The sequence below is a fragment of the Micromonospora sp. NPDC000089 genome (genome assembly GCF_042899365.1).
Classification (GTDB): domain Bacteria; phylum Actinomycetota; class Actinomycetes; order Mycobacteriales; family Micromonosporaceae; genus Micromonospora.
The window spans coordinates 318,132-337,657 of record NZ_JBIAZT010000004.1 but is presented as its reverse complement, the minus strand read 5'-3'; the positions used below and the strand labels follow the sequence as shown (position 1 = coordinate 337,657).

The following is a 19,526-nucleotide window of genomic DNA, read 5'->3' as shown; positions in this document are numbered from 1 at the left end:
TCCGGCACGCCAGGTTCGCCTGAACAACGAGCCGCCCTCGGGTTCGGCGAACGGCGGTCCCGTCCGGCCGGGGTAGGGTGCCGGCTCGGCGGCACCGAGCGGTGTCGCCGGCGAGGGCGTCGCGCACTGCGCCGCCCCGCCGGGAGGAGGAGTCACGGTGCGGACGGGCGCGACGATCGGGTGCCGGGCATGACGAGCACGGCGGCGCGGACGGCCACCAGCCGGCTGCCGTCGCTCACCGGCCTGCGCTGGGTGGCCGCCATGCTGGTCTTCGGCTACCACGTCGGCACCATGCGGATCATCGGCCAGCCGGACGCCCGGGCCGCCGTCGAGTGGCTGTTCACCCTCGGCCTCTCCGGGGTGCAGTTCTTCTTCGTGCTGAGCGGTTTCGTCCTGGTCTGGTCGGCCCGGGACGGGGAGCGGCGGCGCGACTCCTGGCGCCGCCGACTGGCCAAGATCTATCCGAACCACGTGCTGACCTGGGCCGCCGCGCTGCTGGTGATGTGGTGGTTCGCCGACCCGGTGTCGCCCCGGGCGGCCTGGGAGAACCTGCTGCTCATGCAGGCGTGGGACCCCACCCCCGGCTACTTCTACAGCATCAACACGGTGAGCTGGTCGCTCTCCTGCGAGCTGTTCTTCTACCTGTGCCTGCCGTTGGTGCTGCCCGCCCTGCGGCGGGCCCCCGTCGCCGCGCTCTGGGCCGTGGTGGTGGCGGTGCCGCTGCTCATCCTGGCCCTCTGGCCCGGGCAGGCGCTCGTGCCGACCGAGTCCACCTGGTGGTTCACCCAGATCTTCCCGGTGGTCAGGTCCCTGGAGTTCTGGCTGGGCGTGGTCGCCGCCGAGCTGATGCGGCGTGGCCGGTGGCGCGGGCCCGCACTGCCGGCCGCCACCGCGATCTTCGTCGCCGTCTGGGTGCTGGCCGCGCAGTGGATCCGGGCCGAGCTGTGGGCGGCGATCCTCTCGGCCGCGTACCTGCTGGTGATCACCGCCGCCGCGGACGCCGACGTGCGGGGCCGCCGGTCACCGTGGCGCGGCCGGGCGCTGGTCTGGCTCGGCGAGGTGTCGTTCGCCTTCTACCTGGTGCACGTCCTGGTCATGGTGACCGTGCTGCGGCTCACCGGGCACCTCGGGGTGCGGCTGCCCGGCTGGTGGGGGCCGCTGGTCGTGCTCGGCTTCCTGGCGCTGAACCTGGCGCTGGCCGGGCTGCTGCACCGGTACGTGGAGACGCCGATGATGCGCCGCCTCTCCCCGCGCCGCCGACCGCCCCGACCCGCTCCGGCCGCCGGGGCCGTACCACCGGCGGTGGGGGTGCCGGCGCCGCGGGCGGCGGCCGACGACGCGCCCCGCGGCCGCCCGGTGGAGTACGCGGGCCCGCGCGACTCGGCCTGACCGGTCGGGTTCGCGGCCGATGCGACGGGCGCGGCGACACGCCGGGAACGCTGCGCCTCGGCGATGTCGGCGGTAGCGTGGCACCGTGCTCCCGGTCGCGCTCACCAGTCCCCTGTGGTGGGTGACGCGCTGGAGTTCCCGGCTGCTGACCAGCCTGGCCGTCGCCATGGCGCTCTCCTTCGGCGGCGCCGCCCCGGACGCCATCCCGCCGCCCGCCGTCGCCACGGCCGGAGCCGCCACCACGGCGGCCGCGTCCAGCGCGGCGCTGCCCGGGCGGTCGGCTCTCGCGCCTCCCGGTCTCCGCTCCGCGCCCGGCCGCCTCTCGGCCGGGCCGGCCGCCGCGCTGCCGGCCGCCGCGCTGCCGGCCATCACGGCCTTGGCCGGCACGCTGCGGGCCGCCGCGCCGCCGACCGTCACGCTGGCCGGTGCCGCGCCGCCGGCCGCCTCCGTGCTGGCGGCCGCGACGACGTCGGCCGCCACGGCGGCGGCCGCGCCGGACGACGGGTACCTCGGTGCCGCCGACCCGCACGCCGGGCCCGTCCCGGCCGCTCCGCTCGCCGCGCCCGCACCGGCACCCGCGTCGGTCCCGGTCCTCGTCGGGCTCGCGTCGGCGGTCTCGGGGCCGCGCGCGCCGCCGGCCGGCTGACCGCCCGCGCGGGGGCCGACCCGCGCCCACTTCACCACGGAACCTCAGCTCCGCACGCCACCGGCGGCGAGCCCGACCCGGGCGCCACCGCCGCGGACCACGTGCGGCCTCCTCACCCGCATCCCGTTTCCGGAGGTGCCGCGCATGCACACCGCGCTCTACCAGTTCCTCACCGAGATCCCGACCGCCGCCGCCATCTGGTCGTTCCTGCTGGTGATCGCCCTGACCGTGCTGACCGTGCTGGTCGCCCGCCCCGAGCGCGACAGTTCCCCCGAGGCCGCCGTCCCGCCGGGACCGCCCGGGGGCGCCGCGGCAGAGGCGGCCGACCAGCGCCGGTACGCCGAGGAGGTGGCCGTCGCCGCCGCCGGCGCCGCGCAGACCGCCCGCCGGCGGCGGGACGCCTGGTTGGCCGCCCAGGAGGACGCCGACAGCGCCTGGGCGGCGTACGACGAGGCGGAGACCGCCGCGCGTCGGTTCGCCGGGACCCTCGCCCTGCCCACCCCGCGCACGCCCCGCACCCCCGCCGAGTACGCCGCCCGGGAGCGCTGGCTGCACCGGGTCGCGGTGGCCGCGCACTGGCGGGGCGAGCTGACCCTGCCGCAGCTGCGGGACGTCGTCGCGCACCGGGACGGCTGGGATGCCCGCCGGCACCCGGTCGAGCAGGAGGCCCTCCTCGCCCGGTCGGTACGCGACGGTCGGCTCGGGGCGTACCGGGCGGCGGCCGAGCGGGAGCGGGCGGCCTGGCGGGACGCGGAGCTCGCCGCCGACTCCGCCCGCGCGCTGGCCGCGGAGGCGACGGTGGCGGCCCTGCGGCTGCGGCCGGCCCTGGTGGCAGCGCGTCGCCCCGCTGCGGCGCCGGTGGCCGCGACCCGCGCCGCCCGCTTCCGCCCGGCCCGGGTCGGCTGACGCCCGCGTCGTCCTACGCCGGCCGGCGGCTCGACGCGGCCGCCCGGTTCGCCGAAGCTGGCCGAATCGTTACCCGGAATTCGGTGAGCCCGGTCACGTCGGCACCGAACCGGTCATCCGGTGACGGTCGGTGACATCGATCGCGACGATCATCGGTGCTATCCACCACGCTGTCCGCTTGCCGACCCTGTGACACCGGAAAAGAACGTCGTCCGATCGAGCGACGCCAGTGCCATCCTGCCCCGGAAATTGCGCACGACGATCATGTTTCCGCAGCTGGTGGGCCTTGGCGTGGACCCGACCGGCCAGTAATGTCGCCCCGGTCCGGTGCGGTTTCCGATCGCAAGAGGCGACGCCGCGCCGACCCGCTCAATCGTGGCGACACGAGCCGGGGACCCACGCAGTCCCGGGGTGAATCCGCGGGCCACGGCCCGCGGTAGGGCGTTCTTCCCGCCCGAACCCGTCAGCTAACCCGGTCGGCGGTGTCGGAAGGAGTTCCATTCCGTGCAGTTCGATTCCACCCCTCAGTGGTTCCCCCACCTCGGTACCGGGGTGTCGTCGTCGGTCCACCGCGCACCCGCGCGCTGACTCCGACATCCGCCCCGACGTCCGGCTCCTGACCGGGCGATCCCCCGCCAGCGGCCCGCACCGGCCCCGACTCCGCGCGTGGCGCATCCGCCACGTGCCGCTCCGGCGCGCCCGCTCCGCCCTCGTACCGTGGAGGAACACCCGTGAAGCACCTCATGAAGCGGCAGCTGCGGCGCCTGGCCACCGAGCGGTCGTACCAGGTCGTCGCCGGCTCGGCCGCCGCCCTCGTGCTGGCCTCGGGCACCGCCGCCCTGGTCGCCGGCGCCGACGACGACGCGTCCCGGCCGCCGACCCCCGCCGCCATGACCGAGGTGGCGCCGCGACTGGACGACGTGGCCAGCCGCGGCCAGGCCCGGATCGTCGCCGGCGCGCCCGCCGCGGTCCCGTCCGCCAGCCCCCCGGCGACGCCGTCGGCCAGCCCGTCCCCGTCGGCCGCCGCCACCAAGGCCAAGGCCGCCGACCCGGACCTCGCCCCGAAGCCGGCGCCGAAGCCGCCGTCGTCCAAGGTCCTCAGCTACGACTACGAGGCCCAGACCACGTACTACTACTGCGGCCCGGCCGCGGTGCGCAACGCGCTCAGCGCCGCCGGCATCGAGCGCACCCAGGACGGCCTCGCCGCCGCCATGGGCACCACCGAGATGGGCACCAACTCGGCGTTCGACACCACCAAGGCGCTCAACGCCGAGGTCAAGGGCGAGCCGTACCGGACCCGGACTTTCGAGGGCACCCCGAGCTCCGCGCAGATCGACCGCCTCCAGGCCGACGTGGTCCGGGCGATCACCGACAAGCGCGCGGTGGTGGCCAACGTGGCCGGCGACGCCACCGACGTCGACGGCGGCTGGCACTCGTTCCCCGGCGGCCACTACATCGCCGTGGTCGGGTACAAGAACGACGGTCGGACGGTCCGGATCGCCGACTCGGCCGACCCGAGCCTGCCGGCGTACTGGATCAGCACCATCGACCTGGCCAACTGGATCGCCACCCGCGGCTACTCCGCCTGATCCCGGCTCGTCCGACGGGCGCCGGCTCCCACGGGGAGCCGGCGCCCGTCGCCGTCGGCCGAGGGGATCGCCACCTCCACCGCGCGGTAGCTCCACAGCGCGTTCACGCACTCGTGAACGAAAGATGGCGCGCGGGTAGCGGCCCAGATGAACCCTAACGTGCGAACCGCGCCGCCCAACGGGGCGGCGCGGTTCGCGAGACACCGTGGCGGTGCCGAAGCTCACTTCTTCTTGGTGAAGGCCGTGTATGCCTTGATCACCTCGTCGGTCGGGCCGTCCATCCGGATCACGCCCGACTCCAGCCAGATCGTCCGTTCGCAGGTGTCCCGCACGGAGGAGAGCTGGTGGCTGACCAGGAACACCGTGCCGGCGCCCTCCCGCAGCTCACGGACCCGCTGCTCGCTGCGCTTGCGGAAGGCGTCGTCGCCGGTGGCCAGCGCCTCGTCGATCAGCAGCACGTCGTGCTTCTTGGCCGCCGCGATGGCGAACCGCAGCCGGGCCGCCATGCCGGAGGAGTACGTCCGCATCGGCAGGCTGGCGAAGTCGCCCCGCTCGTTGATCCCGGAGAACTCGATGATCTCCGGCGCGCGCTGGGCGACCTCCTCCGGCGACATGCCCATCGCCAGGCAGCCCAGGATCACGTTGCGCTCGCCGGACAGGTCGTTGAGCAGGGCGGCGTTCACCCCGAGCAGCGACGGCTGGCCCTGGGTGTAGACGGCGCCACCGTTCACCGGGAGCAGGCCGGCGATCGCCCGCAGGATGGTCGACTTGCCGGAGCCGTTGGTGCCGATCAGGCCGACCGCCTCGCCCCGGTACGCGGTGAAGGAGACCCCCCGGACCGCGTGCACCTCCTGCACGTTCGGGGCGTTGGTGCGCTTGACCAGCCGCCGGAAGGCCGCCACCGGGGTGGTGCCGCCGGTGGCGCCCTTGTGCACCCGGTAGATCACGTGGGCGTCGTCCACCACCACGGTGGGGATCCGCTCCTCGATCCGGGGCAGCGTGAGGGTCGCGTCGTTCGACGCCTCGAGGTGCTCAACCACGGCCGTACTCCTGTTCTCCGCGCCAGAAGTAGAGGTAACCGCCCAGGCCGGCCACGATCGCCCAGCCCACCGCCACCAGCCACAGCTGGGTCACCGACTCGTTGAGCAGCGGTACGTCCTCCAGCAGCGCGTGCCGACCCAGCTCGATGTAGACCAGCATCGGGTTGTACTGGACCAGGGTGGCGGCCCAGTGCGGCAGCTTCTCGAAGAGGGTGACGCTGTAGAGCACGCCGGAGCCGTACATCCAGGTGCGCATCACGAACGGGATGATCTGCCGCAGGTCGGTGGCCTTGGAGCCCATCCGGGCCACGGTCAGCACCACCCCGGCGTTGAACACCGTCTGCAGCAGCAGCGCGGGCACCAGCATCAGCCACTCGAAGCTGAGCGGTTCGCCGGTGATCAGCACGATGCCGATCAGCACCACCATCGAGGCGAGCAGTTCCTGGAACTGGGTCAGCACGATGGCCAGCGGCAGGCTGGCCCGGGGGAAGTGCAGCGCCCGGATCAGCCCCAGGTTGCCGCTGATCGCCGCCGTGCCCGCCTGCACCGCGCTCTGGGTGAAGTTGAAGATGAACAACCCGGTGGTCAGGTACGCGATGAAGTTCGGGATGCTCTTCTGCTCGAGCACGATGCCGAAGATCAGGTAGTAGACCGCGGCGTTGGTCAGCGGGGTGAGCACCTGCCAGAGCTGACCCAGCTTGGCGTTGCTGAACGAAGCGACCAGTTTGGCGTTGGCGTACGCGGCGATGAAGTGCCGGTACGCCCACAGTCGGCGGCTGTACTCGGCAAGGGACGGGCGCTCGCCGGCGACCTTGAGTCCGTGCCGAGCGGCCAGCTGCGCCTGGGTCAGGCCCGTTTCGGGGTCGACCAGCGCGGTGGTGGCCATGGGTGGGGCGCTCCGATCTTTCGTGTTCGACGGGACGCGCGACGAAGGAATCTACCGGGTGAACGGTGGGGGAGGCCGCCTCGTCGCTGCGTGGACGGTAGTCCATAACACGTCGGGACGCAACCGTACCGTCGTTGCGCTACATTGGCCCACGTGACAGGTGCGAAGAGTCCCCGATGAGCAGCGAGAAGAGGCGTACGCCGGCCGGCGCCGCGGTGCTCCGGGGTGACATCACCAGGGCGATCCGGCGGGCGCTGATGCAGGAGCTCGCCGCGGTCGGCTACGGCCGGCTCTCCATCGAGGCGGTGGCCCGCCGGGCCGGCGTCAGCAAGACCGCCGTCTACCGCCGGTGGAGTTCGAAGCTCGACCTGGTCGTGGAGACCGTGCTGGCCGTCGCCGGCAACAAGCTGCCCGCGCTGGACACCGGCAGTCTCCGCGGCGACATCGCCCTGTTGTTCCAGGTGGTGGCGGCGGCGCTGAGCCATCCGCTGGCCTCGCAGATCATCCCGGACCTGCTGGCCGAGGCGGCCCGCAACGCGAGCATCGACGAGGCGCTGCGACAGGTGCTCCGGATCAAGCAGCAGGAGATCTGCGGGCGGCTGATCGGCCGGGCGGTCGAGCGGGGGGAGCTGCCGGTCGGCACCGACCCGGACGCCGCCGTCGACCTGATCGTCGGCCCGCTCTACTGGCGGCTCGCCATCGCCCGCGCCCCGCTCACCCCGGTCTACCTCGACCTGCTGGTCGAGTCGGTGGCCGCCGGCCTCACCGCGGACGTCGCGGCCCCCCGCGCCCCCGAGCTGCCCGCCCCCCGCTGACCCGCGCCGCGACAGGCCACGTTTCCTCCGCGACACCTGACCGCACCCGTACGGGGTGGTTACGGCTACTTCCCATCGCCGCCGGACCGGGCCGGTCACGGTCAGCCGGCGAGCAGGGCGGCCACCGCCTCGGCGGCCGGCACGTCCACCGGCAGCGGGTGGGCGGCGGTGACCGCGGTGACCGGCAGCGGGCCGTACAGGTGCGGAAAGAGCGCCCCGCCCCGGGACGGCTCCCAGCGCAGCTGCGGCCCGAGCGGTGCCGGGTCCACCGCGAGCAGGGTGAGCCCGGTGGCGCCGGCGTAGTGCCGCCGAGCGGTCTCCACGACCTGGTCGGCGGCGGACAGGTGCAGGAAACCGTCCTGCCGGTCCAGCGCCGAACCGGGGACGTACCCGGTGGCGGCGGCCTGTTCCCACTCGCTGGTCGGCAGCAGCTTGTAGATCATTCGAGCAGCCTACGGGCCGCGGCCGGCCGTTCCCCCGGTACCGCCCGGCCGCCGGGTCTGCCACCATTCGCATCTCAGCCGTACGACGGACGGGGGTCACCGGTGCGCATCCTGCTGGTCGAGGACGACCGACGGGTCGCGGCCGCCCTCACCTCGGCGCTGACCCGCCGGGGGTACGAGGTGGAGCACGCCGCCACCGTCGCCGCCGCCCTGCGCGCCGCGCCGTGCGACCTGGTGCTGCTGGACCTGACCCTACCCGACGGCGACGGTACCGAGGTCTGCCGGGAGCTGCGCCGGCGCAGCAGCCAGCTGGGCATCATCGCGGTCACCGCCCGGGGTGAGGAGCGCGACCGGGTGGCCGGCCTGCGGCTGGGCGCCGACGACTACGTGGTGAAGCCGTTCTCGATGGTGGAGTTGCAGGCCCGGATCGAGGCGGTGCTGCGCCGGGCCGCGCACGCGGCGCCCCAGCGGGACCTGATCGAGGCCGGGTCGGTCCGGATCGACGTGGCCGGCCGGGCGGTCAGCGTCGGCGGCCGGGCGGTGGCGTTGACCCGCAAGGAGTTCGACATCCTGCTCTCGCTGGCCCGACAGCCCGGGGTGGCGGTGCCCCGGGACCGGATCCTGCTCGACGTCTGGGGCACCACCTGGGCGGACCGGCACACCGTCGAGGTGCACGTCGGCTCGCTGCGCGGCAAGCTCGGCGACCCGCGGCTGGTGGAGACCGTACGCGGGGTCGGCTACCGGCTCCGCGGCGAGTGAGCGGGGGCCGCCGGTGCGCCGCCGACTGGTGATCAGCTACCTGCTGCTCATGGTGCTGGTGCTGCTGGCGTTGGAGACCCCGCTGGCGGTCACCCTCGCCTCCCGGGAGACCGACCGGGTCCGGGCCGACCGGCTGGCCGACGCCACCCGGTTCGCCTCGCTGGCCGGGCCGGCCCTGCGCGAAGGCGTGCCCGGCCCGCTCGGCGGCGAGCTGATCAGCTACGACGAGCTGTACGGGATCGGCGCGGCGGTGGTCGACCGCGACGGTCGGACGGTGGCGGCGTCGACGAGCTGGCGGGCGGCCGGACGGACCGGGCCGGCGGTGGACGCCGCCCTGGTCGGCCAGCAGTTCACCGAGCCCGAGTCGGTCTGGCCGTGGGTGGACGGGCCGCTGGTGGTGGCGGTGCCGATCAACGACGGCGGCGAGGTGCTCGGCGCCGTGGTCACCGCGACCCCGACCGGCCGCCTGCGCCGGACGGTGACCGCCTGGTGGTCGCTGCTCGCCGGGATGGGGCTGCTCGCCGTGCTGGCCTGCGTCTCCACCGCGTTCGGGCTGGCCGGCTGGGTGCTGCGACCGGTGACCGAGCTGGACGCGGTGACCCACGAGATCGCCGAGGGGGACCGGGGCGCCCGGGTGCAGGCCCGGCTCGGCCCGCCCGAATTGCGCCGGCTGGCGGTCAGCTTCAATGACATGGCCGACGTGGTCTCCGACGTGATGGACCGGCAGCGGGCCTTCGTCGCGCACGCCAGCCACCAGCTGCGCAACCCGCTGACCGCGCTGCGGCTGCGGGTGGAGGAGCTGGGCCCCAGCCTGGTCGACGACGAGGGGCGGGCCGAGCACCGGCTGGCCCTGGAGGAGACCGACCGGCTGGCCCAGGTGCTCGACGCGCTGCTCACCCTGGCCCGGGCCGAGCGGGAGGAGAACCAGCGGGTGACCGTGGACGCCGCCGCGGTGGCCGCGTCCCGGGTGGCGGCCTGGCAGCCGCTGGCCCGGCACCGCGCGCTCACCCTGCGCCTGGCGGTCGACGGCCCGGCGTACGCGCGCACCGTACCGACCGCGGTCGACCAGGCGCTGGACGCGCTGGTGGACAACGCGGTCAAGTTCGGCGGGGCGGGCGGCGAGGTGACGGTGAGCGTCCGGCGCGCCGACGGCGGCACCGTGCTGGCGGTGTCCGACACCGGGCCCGGCATGACGCCCGGTCAGCTCGACCAGGCCACCGAGCGGTTCTGGCGGGCGCCCGACGTGCAGAACATCGACGGCGCCGGGCTCGGGCTGACCATCGTCGCGGTGCTGGTGGACGCCTCCGACGGCCGGCTCACCATGCGCCCCAACCAGCCCCGCGGCCTGGTCGCGGAGCTGTGGTTCCCCGCCCCGCAGCCGCCCACCGTGGACCCTCCGCCCCCCGTGGACCCCCCGACCGGCGTGCGGCCCGCCACCGGCGGGGTCAGGGTTTGACCGAGCGGTACCAGTCGGCCGCGCCGGGATGCAGCGCCAGCGGCGGGGTGGCGATCGCCGACCGGGGGCTCATCCGCCCGGCCGCCGGGTGTGCCGCGCCCAGCTCGGCCCGCCGCTCCATCAGCAACCGGGTCACCTCGCGGACCAGCGGCTCGGGCAGGTCGGCGCGGACGATCAGGTAGTTCGGGTTGGCCACCGTGGTCACCGGGTCCACCCCGTACACCGAGCGGGGGATGTCCCGGGCCACGTAGACCTCCCGGTAGCCGCGGCGCAGCGGCTCCGTCCACTCGCCCAGGTCGGCGATCCGGATGGCCGAGGCGGCGCTCAGCTGCGTCACCGCGCGCACCGGCAGGCCGCCGGAGAAGAAGAACGCGTCGATCCGGCCGGCGCGCAGGGCGGTCACCGAGTCGTCCAGGCCCAGGTGCTCCTGGCGTACCCGGTCGCCGCCGAGCCGGGCGACCTCCAGCAGCCGCGTCGCGGTCACCTCGGTGCCGGAGCCGGCGGCCCCCACCGACACCCGTCGCCCACCCAGGTCGGCCACCGTCCGGACCGGGCCGCCGGCCAGCGTGACCAGGTGCAGCAGGTCGTCGTAGACCCGGGCCACCGCTTGCACCTCGGTCGGCGCGGTGTCCAGCACGTCGGCCTGGGTGAAGCCCAGCTCGGCCGCGCCCGAGCCGACCAGCCGGACGTTCTCCGCGGAGGCCGCGGTGACCACCACGCTGGCCCGTACCCCGGGCAGCTCCCGGTTGAGGATGTCGGCCAGCGACCGGCCGAACGCGTAGTACACGGCGGTGGGGCTGCCGGTGGCGATCCGGATCGGCACCGGCGCGGCCGCGGCGTCCCGGCAACCGGTGAGCCCGACGGCCAGCAGCACCAGCACCGCCGTCGCGGCGGCGACACCACCTCGGGACCGGCGACGGCTCACCCGCTGCACTCTGCGCCGTACCGTGGCGTCCGCGCAAGCCCGCTGCGGCGGCGGATCAATCCGGCGGGGTCGACCGGGCCGGGGCGAGCGCGGCGCGCTCGATGATCCGCAGCCGGTCCGGGCCGTCCGCCACGCAGACCACCAGGCAGCCGGTGCCGGGGCGCAGCAACGCCGGCACGTCCAGCAGGGCCGCGCCGCGGACCAGCACCGCGGCCAGCTCCCGGTCGGCCAGCCGGATGCCGAGCAGGTGCCGGCGCACGTGTCGCCCGCCGGCCAGCAGCGCCGACCGCCAGGCCGCCGCAGCCAGCCGGGAGCGCCACACCGCCCGCGCCGTCGAGGCCCCGACGGGGGGACCGCCCAGCAGCTCCCGCCGGCCCTGCCGCCAGCCCGTCTCGCGCAGCCGGGCGTACGTCGCCCGGTGCTCCGCCGGCACGTGCAGCCGGTGCAGCTCGTAGCGGCGGCGCAGGCCACCCCCGGTGACCTCGTGCTCCACCGGGACCTCCAGCCGGTCCAGCAGCTGCCGCATCCGCAGCGCCGGGTCCTCCCGGTTGAACTCCGCCACCCCCCGGTACGCCCCGACCGGCCCGCCCACCGCCGGTGGCGGGGTGCACCGGACCAGGCAGGCCACCTCGAACGCGTCGGCCAGCGTCGACCAGTCCAGCGGCGGGGGCGGCGCCGAGCCCGGCCGGTCGAGCAGAATGGGTGCGGGGGCCATCGGACCACTCCTTCGCGGCGTGTGGTCCCCCTACCGTGGCCCGCGCCCGGCGTGCCTTCCAGCTCTGCGGCCCAGGCTTGAGGAAATCTTGCGGCTCGTTCAGAGCTCGCCGACCACCACGTCGAGCTGGCGGGGCCGGCCGGGCGCGGCCGGCTGCTCCTCGACCGGGTAGCCCAGCTCGCGCAGCGCGGCGACCAGCCCGGCGGCGCTCCGGGGCCGGGCGTCGGCCAGCAGCAGGTCCCGGACCAGCCGGCCCTTGGTGGCCTTGTTGAAGTGGCTGACCACCGTCCGGGTGGGCCGGCCGTCGACCTCCCGCTCGTGCAGCACCCGGACGGTCACCGTCCGCTCGGCCGCCGCGCCGCGCGGCGCCCAGGTGGCCGCGTACGCGCCGGAGCGCAGGTCCAGCACCGGGCCGCTGCCGGCCGCCGCCGTCATCGCCGGCGCCAGCGCCCGCCGCCAGTACGCCGACAGCGCCCCGACGCCGGGCAGCCGCGCCCCGATCGGGCAGCGGTACGGCGGGATCCGGTCGGTGAGGCGTACCGCCCCCCACAGCCCCGAGCTGATCAGCACCGACCGGCGGGCTGCCCGCTGCGCGCCGGCCGGCAGCGTGGCCAGGCCGAGCGCCTCGTAGAGCACCCCGGTGTAGACCTGCCCGGCCGGTGCGGTGGCGGCCCGGTCCAGCCGGGCGTTGCGGGCCAGCTCGCCGCGCTGGCCGGCGCCGAGCCCGAGGGCGGCCAGCGCGGTCGCCTGGTCGCCGCGGCTGAGCGCGATCAGCGCGGCCAGCACCTCGCGGCGGGCGTCGGTCAGCTCGGGCAGGGACAGCCGGGTCGGGTCGAGCCGCCGGCCGGTGCCGGTGTCGACCTTCCCCTCGGAGGGCGGGAGCAGGATGAGCACGCCGTGCAGCGTACGGCGGCCCTCAGCGCCACGGCCGGACGGCGGCCGGCGGGTGGTACACGCGATAGCCGGCGACCTGCGCCACGACGGCGGCGTCGGCGCCCGGTCCGAGCAGCCGGCGCAGCCGACGCTCGGCGGGGGAGTCGACCGGCAGCACGTACCCGGGGCGGGCGGCAGCGCCGACCTGCCGCCAGTACGGCCGGTAGCGGTTCTGGCCCGGGGTCAGCTGGCCGTCGAGCACCGCGCAGACCACCCGCTCGCCGGTGTCGAAGGTCAACCGGTTGCAGGTCCAGTAGTCCCCGTACACCTCGCGCAGGCCGGTGCCGCGGACCGCGTCGGCCAGTTCCCGGGCGCGTCGTTGCTCGGCCATCGGCGCGTCGAGGGCGGTCAGGAAGACGGCGGTGCCCACCACGGCGGTGGCGGCGAGGCCGGCCAGCACCGCGGTCGCCGCGGTCCCGGCCAGCCGCCCGGCCGCGCCGGACCGGCCCCGCCAGCCGGCGACCGCGGCCCACCACAGCGGCCACAGCACCGCCGGCAGGGAGATCTGCAGCACCGACAGGTAGCGGGCGTTGCCCAGCGGGTCGGTGGCGGCGAGCGGGCTGCGGACGTACGACAGCAGGGTCAGCGCCGCGCCGGCGACCAGGGCGAGCTGGGCGACGTGCCGGACCCGGACGGCCCTCGGCGCGCCCGCGGCCCGGCGGTAGGCGACCAGCGCGAGCCCGGCGGCGGCCACCAGCAGCAGCGGGTAGAGCACCCCGAACCAGCCCTGCCCGTGACCGCAGCCGGTGACCCGGCACAGCCCGCCGGCCAGCGGCACCCCCTCCAGCAGCCCGCCGTCCAGCCGACGCGGCCACGGCGGCGCCGGCCCGGCGGCGGCGTTGATCTGCCGGAACACCGACAGCGAGTCAGACCCGGGCGGAGCGACCAGGTTGTCCCGGACCAGCGGGGCCACGCCGAGCGCGAAGCCCGCCAGCAGCAGTACGCCCGACCAGCCGAACAGCTCCCGGCGCAGGGCGTAGACCAGCAGCAGGCCGGCCACCGCCAGGTAGGGCACGATCAACCAGTCCGACCAGAGCGCGAACCCGGCGAGCAGGCCGGCCAGCCCGACCGCCGCCCGCCGGTGGGCGATCCGCCGTTGGGCCAGCCCCACCGCGATCAGCAGCATCGCCAGCACCGCCGGTTTCACCTCGGGCCGGCCGCCCACCACCGTCAGCTGGTCCCGCACCACCCGTTCCGTGCCGAGCGCCAGCAGGCCCACGGTGAACGCGGCGAACCAGGGCGAGTAGAGCCGGCGGGTCAGCCGGTACGACAGCCAGAGGAACAGCGCGTAGAGCGCCACCAGGGGCAGCCGCAGCACCGGCCACCCGGGCCCGGCCAGCGCGACGAGTGGCGCCGCCAGGTACGCCTCGGCCATCCCCATGTAGTGCTGCCCGTAGAGGAACACCGGTTGCTCGCGGCCGGCGGCGATGTGCAGCGCGGCCAGCCCGAAGGTCGCCTCGTCGCTGTTCGCGGACGGGACGGTGAGCAGGGTCAGCACCAGCCGGTAGCCGACCCCGGCCACGCCGAGCAGCAGCGCGACCAGCGCCGGCCGGTCGAGTCTCGGACGCCGGGCCCGATGGTGCGGTTCAGGTGTCGACACGACCAACGCCCCCGTCGTCGTCCCGACCGGAGTGTTGCACGCGCACTGGCCCGGCCGGGGCGGATCCGGGCAGCCCGGGGGCGGCTCGCCTGGCCGCTTCCGGCCGGGTGTGGCAGGGTTGCAGCGTGCCACCCACTCCCGCCGGCCAGCTGGCCACGACGAACCTGCACCGGGCCGCGCGGATCGAGGACGCCGTGCACCAGCTGGTCGAGCGCCGGCTACGGCGCACGGGGTGGCAGATGAACATCGTGGCGTACGCCGGCTACGGCGCCCCCGGCTGGGCCCGGGTGATGTGCCGGGTGCTGCTCGGCCGGCCGGACACCCGGCAGCGGGCCCGGCTGGACAAGGTCCGTGGCTGGCGCAGCTTCACCACCCTGCCCGCCAAGCACGTCACCGTGACCATCGAGGCGGGTGGGGTCACCCACGAGGCGCGCGCCGACCGCAGCGGCTTCGTGGACACCGTGATCGAGGCGGACCTCACCCCCGGCTGGGCCTCGGTGCGGCTGAGCGTGGCCGACGCCGAGCCGGTGGAGGCGCTGGTGCGGGTCCTCGACCCGGAGGTCCGGTTCGGCATCCTCTCCGACATCGACGACACGGTGATGGTGACCGCCCTGCCCCGGCCCCTGCTGGCGGCCTGGAACACCTTCGTCCTCGACGAGCACGCCCGGAACGCGGTGCCCGGCATGGCGGTGCTCTACGAGCGGCTGGTCACCGCGCACCCCGGCGCGCCGGTCTTCTACCTGTCCACCGGGGCGTGGAACGTCGCGCCGACGCTGACCCGGTTCCTGTCCCGGCACCTCTATCCGGCCGGGCCGCTGCTGCTGACCGACTGGGGGCCGACCGCCGACCGCTGGTTCCGCAGCGGCCGGGAGCACAAGCGGGCCACCCTGGCCCGGCTGGCTAAGGAGTTCCCCGAGGTGCGCTGGCTGCTGATCGGCGACGACGGGCAGCACGACCAGGAGATCTATCGGGAGTTCGCGGCGGCCCACCCGGCCAACGTCGCCGGAGTGGCGATCCGCCGGCTCTCGCCGGCCCAGTCGGTGCTGGCCGGTTCCCTGCCCGCCCCGCACGACCACCCGGACGCCGGGCCGGTGGGGCAGAAGTGGCTCTCCGCCCCGGACGGCGCCGGCCTCTGGCAGCTGCTGCGGGACGCGGGCCTGGTCTGAGGGGCCGCCCGGCGGGGCGACCCCGGCCGGGGCTCAGTCCCGGCGCAGCCAGAGGGCGCCCAGCGGCGGCACCCGCAGCGCCACCGACGCCGGCAGCCCGTGCCACGGCATGTTTTCGGCGTGCACCGCGCCCAGGTTGCCGACCCCCGACCCGCCGTAGTGGTGCGCGTCGGTGTTGATCACCTCGGTCCAGGTGCCGGCGGCCGGCAGCCCGATCCGGTAGTCCTCCAGCGGTGCGGCCGAGAAGTTCGCCACGCAGACCAGGGTCGCGCCGTCCGGTGCGATCCGGACGAAGGAGACGCTGTTGTTCGCCACGTCGTCCCCGGCGAGCCACCGGAACCCGGCCGGCTCGGTGTCCTGCGCCCAGAGGGCCGGGGTGTCCCGGTAGACGGCGTTCAGGTCACCGACCAGCCGCTGCACGCCGGCCCGCGCCGGGTCGTGCAGCAGGTACCAGTCGAGGCCGCGCTGCTCGCTCCACTCCCGGTCGTCGGCCAGCTCGCAGCCCATGAAGAGCAGCTGCTTGCCCGGGTGCGCCCACATGTACGCCAGCAGCGCCCGCACGTTGGCCAGCCGCTGCCAGGTGTCGCCGGGCATCTTGCCGGCCAGCGAGCCCTTGCCGTGCACCACCTCGTCGTGGCTGATCGGCAGCACGTAGTTCTCGCTCCAGGCGTACGCCAGCGAAAAGGTGAGCTGATGGTGGTGGTGCTGCCGGTAGATCGGGTCCTTCGAGGTGTAGAGCAGGGTGTCGTGCATCCAGCCCATGTTCCACTTGAAGCCGAAGCCCAGCCCGCCGGAGGAGGTCGGACGGGTGACCCCGGGCCACGCGGTGGACTCCTCGGCGATCATCAGCACGCCCGGGTGCCGCCGGTAGACCGTCGCGTTCGTCTCCTGCAGCAGGGCGATCGCCTCGAGGTTCTCCCGGCCGCCGTGCTGGTTGGGCAACCACTGGCCCTCGGCCCGGGAGTAGTCCAGGTAGAGCATCGAGGCGACCGCGTCCACCCGCAGCCCGTCGACGTGGAACTCGTCGCACCAGTAGAGCGCGTTGGCCACCAGGAAGTTGCGCACCTCGCGGCGGCCGAAGTCGAAGACGTACGTGCCCCAGTCCGGCTGCTCGCCGCGGCGCGGGTCCGGGTGCTCGTAGAGCGGGGCGCCGTCGAACCGGCCCAGCGCCCACTCATCCGTGGCGAAGTGCCCGGGCACCCAGTCGAGGATCACCCCGATGCCGGCGGTGTGCAGCCGGTCCACCAGGTGCCGGAAGTCGTCCGGGTCGCCGAACCGCGACGTCGGCGCGTAGAAGCTGGTCACCTGGTAGCCCCACGACCCGCCGTACGGGTGCTCCATCACCGGCAGGAACTCCACGTGGGTGAAGCCCAGCTCGGTCACGTACGTGACGAGCTGCTCGGCGAGCTCCCGGTAACCCAGGCCGGGGCGCCACGAGCCGAGGTGCACCTCGTACACGCTCATCGGCTCCTGGTGCGGCTGGCGCTGGGCGCGGCGCTCCAGCCAGGCGGCGTCGGACCACTCGTACCGTGAGTGGTGCACCACCGACGCGGTGGCCGGCGCGGTCTCGGCGTACCGGGCCAGCGGGTCGGCCTTGTCCCGCCACTGCCCGTCGGCGCCGAGGATGCGGTACTTGTAGCGGGCCCCGACGGAAGCGGCCGGCACGAAGACCTCCCACACCCCGCTCGAGCCGAGCGAGCGCATCGGCCAGCCGTCGTCCGGGCCCCAGCCGGTGAAGTCGCCGACCACCCGCACGCCGCGCGCGTTGGGCGCCCACACCGCGAACGCCACGCCCTCGTCGAAGACCCGGGCGCCGAGCGCCTCCCAGAGCCGCTCGTGCCGGCCCTCGCCGATCAGGTGCAGGTCCAGCTCGCCGAGGGTCGGCGGGTAGCGGTACGGGTCGTCGGTGACGTGCCCGTCCGCGTCGACCCGGTAGTCCAGCACGGTGCCGTCCACCTCGGCCTCGAAGACCCCGGCTTCGTGCACCCGCTTCATCGGGTGCCGCTCCTGGTCGACCAGCAGTGTCACATCCGACGCGCCCCGGCGCAGGACGCGGACGGTGGTGCGGCCGTCGGCGGGGTGCGCGCCGAGCACGGTGTGCGGGTCGTGGCTGGCGCCGGCGATCAGCTGGTCCATCGGGCGTCCTTCGATGCGGTTGGTGCCGGCGCGGTCGCCGCGGGCACGGCTGGGGCCGGTCCGGTCGGGGCGGTGCCGCCGGAGAGGTCGTCCGGCACGTCCTCGACGGTGAGCTCGGCCGGCTCACTCGACGCGGGCTCCGGCTCGGCCGGCACGGTGGGCCGGCGCACGGTCAGCACGTGCGCGGGTTGCAGGTACGGGTCGAGGCGCACCGCGTTGCGCTGCCCCCACTCGTAGCGCGCCCCGGTCAGCTCGTCGGTGACGGTGAACCGCTCGTGCCAGTCGAGGCCGAGCGCCGGCATGTCCAGCGTGGTGTTGCCCCACTGGACGGTGTGCGAGTCGAACGAGCAGACCACCAGCACCGTGTTGCCGGTCGCCGGGTCGTGCTTCGACCAGCACAGCAGGGCCGGGTTGTCGATCTCGTGGAAGCGCAGGTTGCGCAGCTGGTGCAGGGCCGGGTTCTCGTGGCGTACCCGGTTGAGGGTGGCGATGAACGGCGCCAGCGAGCGGCCGTGCGCCTGAGCGCCGGCCCAGTCCCGCGGGCGCAGCTCGTACTTCTCGTTGTCCAGGTACTCCTCGGCGCCGGGGCGGGCCAGGTACTCGAACAGCTCGAAGCCGGCGTACATGCCCCAGGACGGGCTCAGCAGCGCGGCCAGCACCGCCCGGATCTTGAACATCGGCGGGCCGCCGTGCTGCAGCGACTCGTGCAGGATGTCCGGCGTGTTGGGCCAGAAGTTCGGCCGCATGTAGTCGGCCGCCGCGACCAACTCCTCGCAGTAGGCGCGCATCTCGGCCGCCGTCGTGCGCCAGGTGAAGTAGGTGTACGACTGGGTGAAGCCGACCTTGCCCAGCCCGTGCATGATCGCCGGGCGGGTGAACGCCTCGGCCAGGAACAGCACGTCCGGGTCGACCTTCTTGACCTCGGCGATCAGCCAGTGCCAGAAGTCGAACGGCTTGGTGTGCGGGTTGTCCACCCGGAAGATCCGGATGCCCTCGCCGACCCAGTGCCGCACCACCCGCAGCACCTCGGCGCGGATGCCCTCCGGGTCGTTGTCGAAGTTCAGCGGATAGATGTCCTGGTATTTCTTGGGCGGGTTCTCCGCGTACGCGATGCTGCCGTCGGCCCGGGTGGTGAACCACTCCGGGTGCTCGGTCACCCACGGGTGGTCCGGCGCGCACTGCAACGCCAGGTCCATCGCCACCTCCAGGCCCTGCTCGGCGGCGGCGGCGACGAAGTCGCGGAAGTCCGCCGGCGTACCCAGGTCGGGGTGGATGGCGTCGTGGCCGCCCTCGGCCGCGCCGATCGCCCACGGCGAGCCGACGTCGTCCGGGCCGGCGGTCAGCGCGTTGTTGCGGCCCTTGCGGTTGACCCGGCCGATCGGGTGGATCGGCGGCAGGTAGAGCACGTCGAAGCCCATCGCCGCGACGCCCGGCAGCCGGTCCAGGGCGGTGACGAAGGTGCCCGAGCGGGCCGGGGCGTCGACGGTGGCCGGGATCGCTCCCTCGGAGCGGGGGAAGAACTCGTACCAGGCGGAGAAGAGCGCGCGGGGGCGGTCCACCCAGAGCCGGTGCTCCGCACCGGTGGTGACCAGCTCGCGCACCGGGTGCGCCCAGAGCAGGTCGGCCAGCTCCAGCGCCGGCGAGACCCGGCGGGGCAGCTCCAGCTTCTCCTCGCGCAGCGCCGACAGCGCCGCGGTCACCCGCCGCCGGTCGCCGGCCGGGACCAGCTCGACCGCCGCGGCCAGCACCCTTGCGCCCTCGGCCAGGTCGTTGGCCAGGTCCTCCGGCCCCTGCCCGGCGGCGATCTTCTTGGTGACCGCGTTCTGCCAGGTCAGGTACGGATCTCCGAACGCCTCGACGGTGAAGACCCAGTCGCCCACCGCGTCCGGCGTGATGGTGGCGTGCCAGCGGTCCTGCCCCGGCTCGCCCGGGCGCATCCGGGTGAAGGGGCGGGTCACGCCGTCGGGGCCGCGCCAGACCACGTTGCAGCCGAGCGCGTCGTGCCCCTCCCGGTAGGCGCGCGCCGACACGGGCAGCACCTCGCCGACCACCGCCTTGGCCGGGTAGCGACCGCAGGCGACGACGGGGGAGACGTCTTCGATCGGAAACCGTCCGCTCACAC

At 74.9% G+C, this 19,526-nt stretch carries 17 protein-coding genes and 1 riboswitch; of the genes, 8 read left to right on the top strand and 9 right to left on the bottom strand.

Annotation, left to right across the window (positions count from 1 at the left end; all coding sequences use genetic code 11):
• Positions 1-189: 189 nt before the first annotated feature.
• The 4 genes from ACFY3U_RS11140 (at position 190) to ACFY3U_RS11125 (ending at position 4,530) form a co-directional block, all read left to right on the top strand.
• The gene (locus ACFY3U_RS11140; RefSeq protein WP_387198591.1) at positions 190-1,389 is read left to right on the top strand and encodes an acyltransferase family protein; all 1,200 of its coding nucleotides are present in this window, start codon (positions 190-192) and stop codon (positions 1,387-1,389) included.
• A 121-nt stretch (positions 1,390-1,510) separates the two neighbouring features.
• Positions 1,511-2,035, top strand: coding sequence for a hypothetical protein (locus tag ACFY3U_RS11135; RefSeq protein WP_387198588.1), 525 nt, complete (start codon positions 1,511-1,513; stop codon positions 2,033-2,035).
• 144 nt (positions 2,036-2,179) lie between these two features.
• On the top strand, positions 2,180-2,941 hold the full coding sequence (locus ACFY3U_RS11130) for a hypothetical protein (RefSeq protein ID WP_387198585.1): 762 nt from the start codon (positions 2,180-2,182) through the stop codon (positions 2,939-2,941).
• A gap of 356 nt (positions 2,942-3,297) precedes the next feature.
• A riboswitch (cyclic di-AMP (ydaO/yuaA leader) is annotated at positions 3,298-3,438 on the top strand.
• Positions 3,439-3,672: 234 nt separating this feature from the next.
• Positions 3,673-4,530: a C39 family peptidase gene (locus ACFY3U_RS11125; RefSeq protein ID WP_387198583.1), complete on the top strand. Its 858-nt coding sequence runs from the start codon at positions 3,673-3,675 to the stop codon at positions 4,528-4,530.
• A 221-nt stretch (positions 4,531-4,751) separates the two neighbouring features.
• Here ACFY3U_RS11125 and ACFY3U_RS11120 read toward each other — a convergent pair whose 3' ends face one another.
• Both ACFY3U_RS11120 and ACFY3U_RS11115 read right to left on the bottom strand, forming a co-directional pair.
• Positions 4,752-5,570 carry an ABC transporter ATP-binding protein gene (locus tag ACFY3U_RS11120; RefSeq protein WP_387198580.1) on the bottom strand — a complete coding sequence of 273 codons (819 nt, stop codon included), beginning with the start codon at positions 5,568-5,570 and terminating at the stop codon, positions 4,752-4,754.
• A complete protein-coding gene (locus tag ACFY3U_RS11115; RefSeq protein ID WP_387198577.1) occupies positions 5,563-6,456 on the bottom strand; it encodes an ABC transporter permease in 894 nt (297 codons plus the stop codon). Before ACFY3U_RS11115 ends, ACFY3U_RS11120 begins: the two co-directional genes overlap by 8 nt.
• Positions 6,457-6,632: 176 nt before the next feature.
• Between ACFY3U_RS11115 and ACFY3U_RS11110 the strand changes: the two genes are divergently transcribed.
• A complete protein-coding gene (locus tag ACFY3U_RS11110) occupies positions 6,633-7,271 on the top strand; it encodes a TetR/AcrR family transcriptional regulator (RefSeq protein WP_387198574.1) in 639 nt (212 codons plus the stop codon).
• A 101-nt stretch (positions 7,272-7,372) separates the two neighbouring features.
• Here the strand turns inward: ACFY3U_RS11110 and ACFY3U_RS11105 are convergent, their stop codons facing one another.
• Positions 7,373-7,714, bottom strand: coding sequence for a DUF952 domain-containing protein (locus ACFY3U_RS11105; RefSeq protein ID WP_387198571.1), 342 nt, complete (start codon positions 7,712-7,714; stop codon positions 7,373-7,375).
• Positions 7,715-7,816: 102 nt separating this feature from the next.
• Here ACFY3U_RS11105 and ACFY3U_RS11100 point away from each other — a divergent pair, with 102 nt between their 5' ends.
• Both ACFY3U_RS11100 and ACFY3U_RS11095 read left to right on the top strand, forming a co-directional pair.
• Positions 7,817-8,473 (top strand): response regulator transcription factor, encoded by a 657-nt coding sequence (locus ACFY3U_RS11100; protein WP_387198568.1) that lies wholly within the window; start codon positions 7,817-7,819, stop codon positions 8,471-8,473.
• A gap of 13 nt (positions 8,474-8,486) precedes the next feature.
• Positions 8,487-9,929 (top strand): sensor histidine kinase, encoded by a 1,443-nt coding sequence (locus ACFY3U_RS11095; protein WP_387198565.1) that lies wholly within the window; start codon positions 8,487-8,489, stop codon positions 9,927-9,929.
• Here ACFY3U_RS11095 and ACFY3U_RS11090 read toward each other — a convergent pair.
• From ACFY3U_RS11090 to ACFY3U_RS11075, 4 genes are all read right to left on the bottom strand, one after another.
• Positions 9,919-10,863 (bottom strand): TAXI family TRAP transporter solute-binding subunit, encoded by a 945-nt coding sequence (locus ACFY3U_RS11090; protein WP_387198563.1) that lies wholly within the window; start codon positions 10,861-10,863, stop codon positions 9,919-9,921. The two genes, ACFY3U_RS11095 and ACFY3U_RS11090, sit on opposite strands and share 11 nt — an antisense overlap.
• 46 nt (positions 10,864-10,909) lie before the next feature.
• Complete coding sequence (locus ACFY3U_RS11085) at positions 10,910-11,569, bottom strand: hypothetical protein (RefSeq protein WP_387198560.1); 660 nt, start codon at positions 11,567-11,569, stop codon at positions 10,910-10,912.
• Between the two features lie 99 nt (positions 11,570-11,668).
• Positions 11,669-12,463 carry a peroxide stress protein YaaA gene (gene yaaA, locus ACFY3U_RS11080; protein WP_387198557.1) on the bottom strand — a complete coding sequence of 265 codons (795 nt, stop codon included), beginning with the start codon at positions 12,461-12,463 and terminating at the stop codon, positions 11,669-11,671.
• A gap of 22 nt (positions 12,464-12,485) precedes the next feature.
• Entirely contained in the window at positions 12,486-14,102 is a 1,617-nt protein-coding gene (locus ACFY3U_RS11075) for a hypothetical protein (RefSeq protein WP_387198554.1), read from the bottom strand.
• A gap of 125 nt (positions 14,103-14,227) precedes the next feature.
• Between ACFY3U_RS11075 and ACFY3U_RS11070 the strand changes: the two genes are divergently transcribed.
• Positions 14,228-15,268: an App1 family protein gene (locus tag ACFY3U_RS11070; RefSeq protein ID WP_387198551.1), complete on the top strand. Its 1,041-nt coding sequence runs from the start codon at positions 14,228-14,230 to the stop codon at positions 15,266-15,268.
• Positions 15,269-15,301: 33 nt separating this feature from the next.
• On the opposite strand, the gene glgB is transcribed toward ACFY3U_RS11070, so the two are convergent.
• The gene (glgB, locus tag ACFY3U_RS11065; RefSeq protein WP_387198548.1) at positions 15,302-17,404 is read right to left on the bottom strand and encodes a 1,4-alpha-glucan branching protein GlgB; all 2,103 of its coding nucleotides are present in this window, start codon (positions 17,402-17,404) and stop codon (positions 15,302-15,304) included.
• Positions 17,392-19,524 carry an alpha-1,4-glucan--maltose-1-phosphate maltosyltransferase gene (locus ACFY3U_RS11060; protein WP_387198545.1) on the bottom strand — a complete coding sequence of 711 codons (2,133 nt, stop codon included), beginning with the start codon at positions 19,522-19,524 and terminating at the stop codon, positions 17,392-17,394. The genes glgB and ACFY3U_RS11060 overlap by 13 nt, the downstream gene beginning before the upstream one ends.
• Positions 19,525-19,526: the final 2 nt, after the last annotated feature.